General features: G+C 65.1%; 5 protein-coding genes. 1 reads left to right on the forward strand and 4 read right to left on the reverse strand.

Annotated features, from left to right (window positions below; all coding sequences use genetic code 11):
- Window positions 1-307, reverse strand: a 307-nt coding sequence (locus tag AC16XC_RS03025; RefSeq protein WP_484033160.1) for a G8 domain-containing protein, incomplete at its 3' end; no start/stop codon positions are given.
- Between the two features lie 341 nt (window positions 308-648).
- On the opposite strand from AC16XC_RS03025, the gene AC16XC_RS03030 reads away from it, so the two are divergent.
- Window positions 649-1,386 (forward strand): glutathione S-transferase family protein, encoded by a 738-nt coding sequence (locus AC16XC_RS03030; protein WP_484033161.1) that lies wholly within the window; start codon window positions 649-651, stop codon window positions 1,384-1,386.
- Window position 1,387: 1 nt separating this feature from the next.
- On the opposite strand, the gene AC16XC_RS03035 is transcribed toward AC16XC_RS03030, so the two are convergent.
- From AC16XC_RS03035 to uxaC, 3 genes are all read right to left on the reverse strand, one after another.
- Entirely contained in the window at window positions 1,388-3,583 is a 2,196-nt protein-coding gene (locus AC16XC_RS03035) for a beta-glucosidase (RefSeq protein WP_484033162.1), read from the reverse strand.
- Window positions 3,583-4,956 carry a mannitol dehydrogenase family protein gene (locus tag AC16XC_RS03040; RefSeq protein ID WP_484033163.1) on the reverse strand — a complete coding sequence of 458 codons (1,374 nt, stop codon included), beginning with the start codon at window positions 4,954-4,956 and terminating at the stop codon, window positions 3,583-3,585. The genes AC16XC_RS03035 and AC16XC_RS03040 overlap by 1 nt, the downstream gene beginning before the upstream one ends.
- A partial coding sequence (gene uxaC / locus AC16XC_RS03045; protein WP_484033164.1) for a glucuronate isomerase occupies window positions 4,953-6,190 on the reverse strand: 1,238 nt, incomplete at its 5' end. The genes uxaC and AC16XC_RS03040, both read right to left, overlap by 4 nt.

Raw genomic sequence — 6,190 nt, forward strand, 5'->3', positions numbered from 1 at the left:
GCTCGTCGGCGAAGGTCAGCTTGCCCTGGATCGTCAGGCTGCGCAATTCGGGCGGGCTGACGTCGAGCATCACCTCGGTCCCGCGCGGAATGGTCACTTCCTCGCCAGCCACAGGCACTTTGCCCGACGGCCAGGCCGCGGCATCCGACCACTTCACGGTCCGCGTCACCGCGGCCGGGGCGGCCTCGTCCATCGCCATGTGGGCGTGATCCTCGTTACCCTGCGCAGCGACGCCCGCACCCGTTGCGAGCAGCAGCGAGGCCGAAACGAGGCGAGTGCAATGGAACAGGCGAAACTGTTTGCGCATGAACGGATCTTCCCTCTCCGGGGACGACGAGCCCCTCTTGTTTTTCCTAGTTTGCGGAGGATTATGAAACGAGTGATCTTCTTTGCCAAGCGGTCGAGCGGCAAGAGGCGCAGTTTCTCCCTGTCGGAGTGTCACCCTGCTTGATCCCGTTAGATGTCGCTGCCGACCAGCCCGCGCAATGAACTTGTCCATTCCCAGCCCGATTCCGCTGGCTCCACTGGTTATGAACGCAGTCCTGCCTTCGAAACCGTGCATTTTCTCTTCCTGCCGCTTGTAAAGCCGCCACCTGTGACACTAAAGCCGCGCCTTACAGAAGACAGATTGAAAACTGCGGGTCAGCAATGCTTGCACTCTACCATTTCGGGGCGGTCGCCAATTCGCTCACGCCACTCCTGTGTTTGCTCGAAAAACGCCTGCCGTTCGAGAACATGCAGCTCAACAGCCGCAAATGGCGGCATCTCGATCCGGATTTCCTCAAGCTCAGCCCGGACGGGATGGTTCCGATCCTGATCCATGACGAGCGGGTGATCCGCGAATCCACCGTCATCAACGAATATCTCGACAGCGTCTTCCTGACCACGCCGCTGCGCCCGCACGATCCGTGGGAGCGCGCGGAAATGCGGGTGTGGACCAAATATGTCGACGAGTATTTCTGCCCGGCGCTGACGGTTCTGGGAGCCAATGCCGCAACGCCCCATGCCTCGAAGATCGACAAGCGGGAAATGGCCAAGTGGCTCGCCGCCATGCCCAACGAGGAGGTTCGCCGGAAGTGGGAAAAGGTCTCCTCGAAGGGCTACAGCGCGGAAGAGGTCGCGGAGGCCAGGCGCAAGCTCGCCAATGTCGCGCGCAAGCTCGAGGATCGGCTGGCCGATGGGCGCGAATGGATCATGGGCGATCTCTACACGCTGGCCGACATCAAATGGTATTCGATGGTCCCGGGAATGTCGCAGCTGGTCCCGGAACTGTGCAACGCGAAGGCGACGCCCGACATTATCGCCTGGCTCGCGCGGATGGAAGAGCGGCCCGCCGTGCAGGCACTGGCCGACTTCCGCCCGCCCATGCCGCACCGCGAAGACTAGCTCAGTCGGCGAGGCCGACGGAGGCCAGCGGATCGACAGGCTGCCAATCGACGGGCAGGCGCATTGCCGTCAGTTCGACTTCCATGCTCTGGCCGGGATCGGTGGCGGAGGACGCCACTCGGAGCTGGTATCGGCCGGGAGCCACGACCCATTCCTTGGCCGCCACGTCGAAGCTGGCGATGAAGCGCGGATCGAAGGCGACCGAATAGGTCCTGCGCTCGCCCGGCGCGAGCTCCGCGCGCGCCCAGCCGACCAGCCGCGGCTGTTCGCCCGGCGGCGTCAGATAGAGCTGCGGCGTGTCGGTGCCTGCGCGGCTGCCGGTGTTGCGCACCGTGAAGCTGGCGCGCTCGCCATCGAAGGAGAGCGAACCATGCTCGAAGCTGGTGTAGCTCAGCCCGTGCCCGAAGGGGAACAACGGCTTCGCACCGGTCCGGGTGAACCAGCGATAGCCCGCATCCGCGCCCTCGGGATAGGTCACATCGAACGGCTCGGGCTGGGTGTTGCCGACATCGTTGCCGCGCGGCAGCAGCGATCCGGGCAGCACCGGGTTGGGCAGCTGGCTTTCGTCCGCCGGGAAAGTGATCGGCAGGCGCCCTGACGGATTGACCTTGCCAAACAGGATGTCGGCAATGGCTTCGCCGCCGCGACCGCCCGGATACCAGGCCTCGACCACAGCCGGCACAGCGCCCAGCCACGGCATCTTCACGGCACCGCCCGTTTCCAGCACCACAATGGTGCGCGGATTGGCCGCGGCCACGGCGGCGATCAAGGCGTCCTGTTCGCCGTCGAGCGCCATGGCGGCGTCTTGGCCTTCCATGGTGAACTGGGTGGCGAACACCACGGCGATGTCGGCGGAGCGGGCGGCCGCAACCGCGGCCTCGATGTCGCGCCCCTCTGTGAATGAGACTTCGCCTGCCGCGTATTCGCGGATGGCGTCGAGCGGCGGCGAAGGGTGGAGATAGATCGCGCGGATGAAGCTCGGCGCCGGCACGGGCGGCGGCAGCAGCTTGATGCCCTTGGGCTTCACCTGGCTCGATCCGCCACCGGAATAGACGCCCATATGCGCCGCTCCGCCGATCACCGCGATGCGATCGGCATTGGCGGCAAGCGGCAGGATATTGCCTTCGTTCTTCAGCAGGACGATGCCGTTATGGGCAGCGTCCAGCGGGACATGGGCATGGGCCGAAAGGTCGGGCTGCATGCCCGGCTTTACCGGATTGTCCATCACCCCCTTGGCGAAATAGGAGCGCAGGATGCGCGTCACCATCGCGTCGAGTTCCGCTTCAGAAACCGCGCCGGTCCCGATCGCGTCCTTCAGCATTTGCCCGTACCAGACCCATTCGTCGAGCTCTTCGCCCATTTCCTGGTCGAGACCGGATTTGACCGCTTTCACGGTCGAATAGACTGCGCCCCAATCGGACATCATCCAGCCGTCCCAGCCCCATTCGTCGCGGGCGACCGAAGTCAGCCATGCGCTCTCGCAGGCATAATCGCCCCGCACCTTGTTATAGGCGCACATGATCGCGCCCGGATCGGCGATCTCGATCGCTTTCTGGAAGGCGAGCAAGTCGCTCTCGCGCATATCCGCCTCGTCCATCTGCACATTGATGACATCGCGGCCAAGATCCTGCGCATTGAGCGCGAAATGCTTGATGGTGGAGACGATCTCGTTGGACTGGATGCCCTTGACCGACTGGCCGACCATGATCCCGGCGAGCAGCGGATCCTCGCCCGCATATTCGAAATTGCGCCCGCCGCGCGGTTCGCGCGTCAGGTTCACTCCGCCCGCCAGCATCACGTTGAAACCGCGCGTGCGCGCTTCGCTGCCGATCGTCGCACCGCCGGTATAGGCGATGCGCGGATCCCAGGTTGCGGCCAGTGCAAGGCCGGAGGGAAGGGCGGTATTGTCATGCTCGTGCTGGTGCGCGGCGGACACGCCGAGGCTGGCATCGGTCATGCGCTGGGCCGGAATGCCCAGCCGCTCCACGCCCGGCACGTAGCCCGCGCTCATCGGCACGCCCTCGGGGCGCACGGGCATCTGATTGGGGTAGTGGCCGTGGACGAGGCGGATCTTCTCATCGAGCGTCATCTGCGCGACCAGTTCCGCCGCCCGCGCGTCCGGGTCCGTGGCTTGCTGGGCCACGACCGGACCTGCAGCCAATATCGACAGGGTCGCAAGGACCAGTTTGAGCTTCATCATACCTCTCCGAGTGCTTCTTCTATCGCATGCAAATCTTCTTCGTCCGCCCGCCAATGCGCCGCGAACAGCCCGTTCTCGCCAAACAGGGCGGGCCCAATTCCGCTCGCGCCCGCGCTGCTCCACAGCGCTGCCAGCTTGCTCGCCAGCGGATCGTCGACCGCGCGCAGATCGCCGCGCACATGGCGCAACCACTTGGCAAGCCCCTGCAGGATCACCGGGCATCGCTTCCCCATGCGCTGGTGGGCGGCCAGGGTCGCCAGCCAGCGCGGGGGAATCTTCTGGCTCCCGTCCATCGCGATCTGCATCAGCCGGTGCTGGAGCGCGGGATCGGCAAAGCGCCTGATCAGGGCATCGGCGTAGGCGGCGAGATCCTGCCCCTGGGCGGGCGTGAAGCTGGTGGCGGCTTCCTCGCGCATCAGCCGATCGACCAGGGTCCTGAGGCCAGGATCGGCGATCGCTTCGTGGACAAAGACATAGCCACGATCGAGCCCGCAAAAGGCGAGCAGGGAGTGCGCGCCGTTGAGCATGCGCAGCTTGGCGGTTTCATAGGGCGCGACATCGGCGACGAATTGCGCGCCGTGTTTCTCCCAGGCCGGGCGCGATCCTGCGAAGCGGTCTTCGATCACCCATTGGCTGAAGCGCTCGGTCAGCACCGCGCCTTCGTCGCGCAGGCCGAGCTTCGCTTCGATCAGGTCGAGGTCGTCCGGTGTCGTCGCCGGGACGATCCGGTCGACCATCGAGGAGGGGAAGCGGCAGTGTTCCTCGACCCAGCGAGCCAGGTCCGGGTTCTCGAAGGCGCTCCATTCGAGGATCAGCCGTTTGAGCACGGTGCCATTGCCCGAGAGATTGTCACAGCTCAATACCGTGAGGCCGGGCAGGCCGGAGTTCATTCGGGCAGCCAGCCCTGCGGCCAGCACGGGATAGAAACTCCTGCGCGCCAGCGCGTTATCGAGCCCGCCAGCGGGAGCCATGCAATAGCCTTTTTCAGTTACGGTCAGGCTCGCAACGCGGCTGTCGGCGCTGGCCAGCCGCGCAACGATAGCCTTGGCACCCTCCGTAGCGAGCAGGACCTCGCGCACCGATCCGACGATCCGGGTCCGCGCCTCGCTGCCGCTGCGCTCGGTGATCGAATAGAGGCCAAGCTGCGGGGCCAACTGGCGTAACACCGTGTCCGACCGCAGGGAAACTCCGGAAATCATCCAGTCTTCCTCGCCCGCTTCCATCGCCGCATCGGTGTACCAGGCCTGGTGCGCCCGATGGAACGCGCCGATCCCGAAATGGACGATGCCGACCTTCTGCCGCGCCCGGTCGTAGCCGAAGCGTTCGACGTCCGGCGGGAGCCGTTCGAGATTCGCAGGCGCAAGCCTCACAGATGATAGGCCTGTTTCGCCAGCTTGTAGGCCAGGTCCTGCGCCAGTTCGGCAGCTTCCCAGTCCTCGATCCGGTGCTCGGCGACCAGTTCGGCGAGGAAGCCGCAATCCACCCGCCGTGCGACGTCGTGCCGCGCCGGGATCGAGAGGAAGGCGCGGGTATCGTCGTTGAAGCCGACCGTATTGTAGAATCCGGCGGTTTCGGTCGTCATCCGGCGGAAGCGGCGCATGCCTTCCGGGCTGTCATGGAACCACCACGCCGGACCGAGCTTGAGGCATGGATAATGCCCCGCGAGCGGCGCGAGTTCGCGCGCATAGGCGCTTTCGTCGAGCGTGAACAGGATGAGTGAGAGGTTACGCTCGGTCCCGAAGCGATCGAGCAGCGGCTTGAGCGCGTGGACGTAGTCGGTCCGCATCGGGATATCGGCGCCCTTGTCGCGCCCCATTGCCGCGAACAGCTGGGCGTTGTGGTTGCGGAAGCTGCCGGGGTGGAGCTGCATCACCAGCCCGTCCTCGATGCTGAGCGCGGCCATTTCGGTGAGCATCTGGGCGCGGAACAGTTCGGCGTCCTCGGGCGTGAAATTGCCGGCGCTGACCCTTTCGAACAGGGCCTGCGCCTCGTAGGGATCGAGATCGGCGGTCATGGCGGTCGGATGGCCGTGGTCGCTGCTGGTCGCGCCCATCTCCTTGAAGAACTGGCGTCGCTGGCGATGCGCGGCGATATAGCCGGTCCATGTCCGGCAATCTTCGCCGGTCAGCTCGGAGAAGGCGTCGAGATTGGCCTGGAAGCCTTCGAACTCGGGGTCGAGCACCGGATCGGGACGATAGGCGGTGACGACCTTGCCGCTCCAGCCCCCAGAATCGTTAGCCTCGCGGATCGCCTGGTGGTGCGCGAGCGGATCGAGCGGGCTCTCGGTCGTCGCCAGCGCCTCGATATTGTAGCGCTCGAACAACGCGCGCGGGCGAAAGGCGTCTGTCTGCAGCGCCTCGGTGATGGTGTCGAAATAGAGGTCGGCGGTTTCGGCTTCGAGCCGGAATTCGATCCCGAAGGCCTCGACAAACACCCAGTCGAGCCATATCCGCGAAGGTGTGCCCCGGAAGAGATGATAGTTTTCTGCCAGGATGCGCCAGGCTTTGCGCGGATCCGCGTCGCTGTTGCCGACGCCCAGATCCTCCAGCCTGACCCCTTGCGAATAGAGCATCCGGAACAAATAATGGTCGGGCACCAGCAGCA

This window comes from Candidatus Andeanibacterium sp. (genome assembly GCF_057143545.1).

Bases quoted from the DNA above. Each gene is read 5' to 3' on its own strand.
- AC16XC_RS03030 (WP_484033161.1), top strand. From the start codon at position 649: ATGCTTGCACTCTACCATTTCGGGGCGGTCGCCAATTCGCTCACGCCA.
- AC16XC_RS03035 (WP_484033162.1), bottom strand. From the start codon at position 3,583: ATGAAGCTCAAACTGGTCCTTGCGACCCTGTCGATATTGGCTGCAGGT.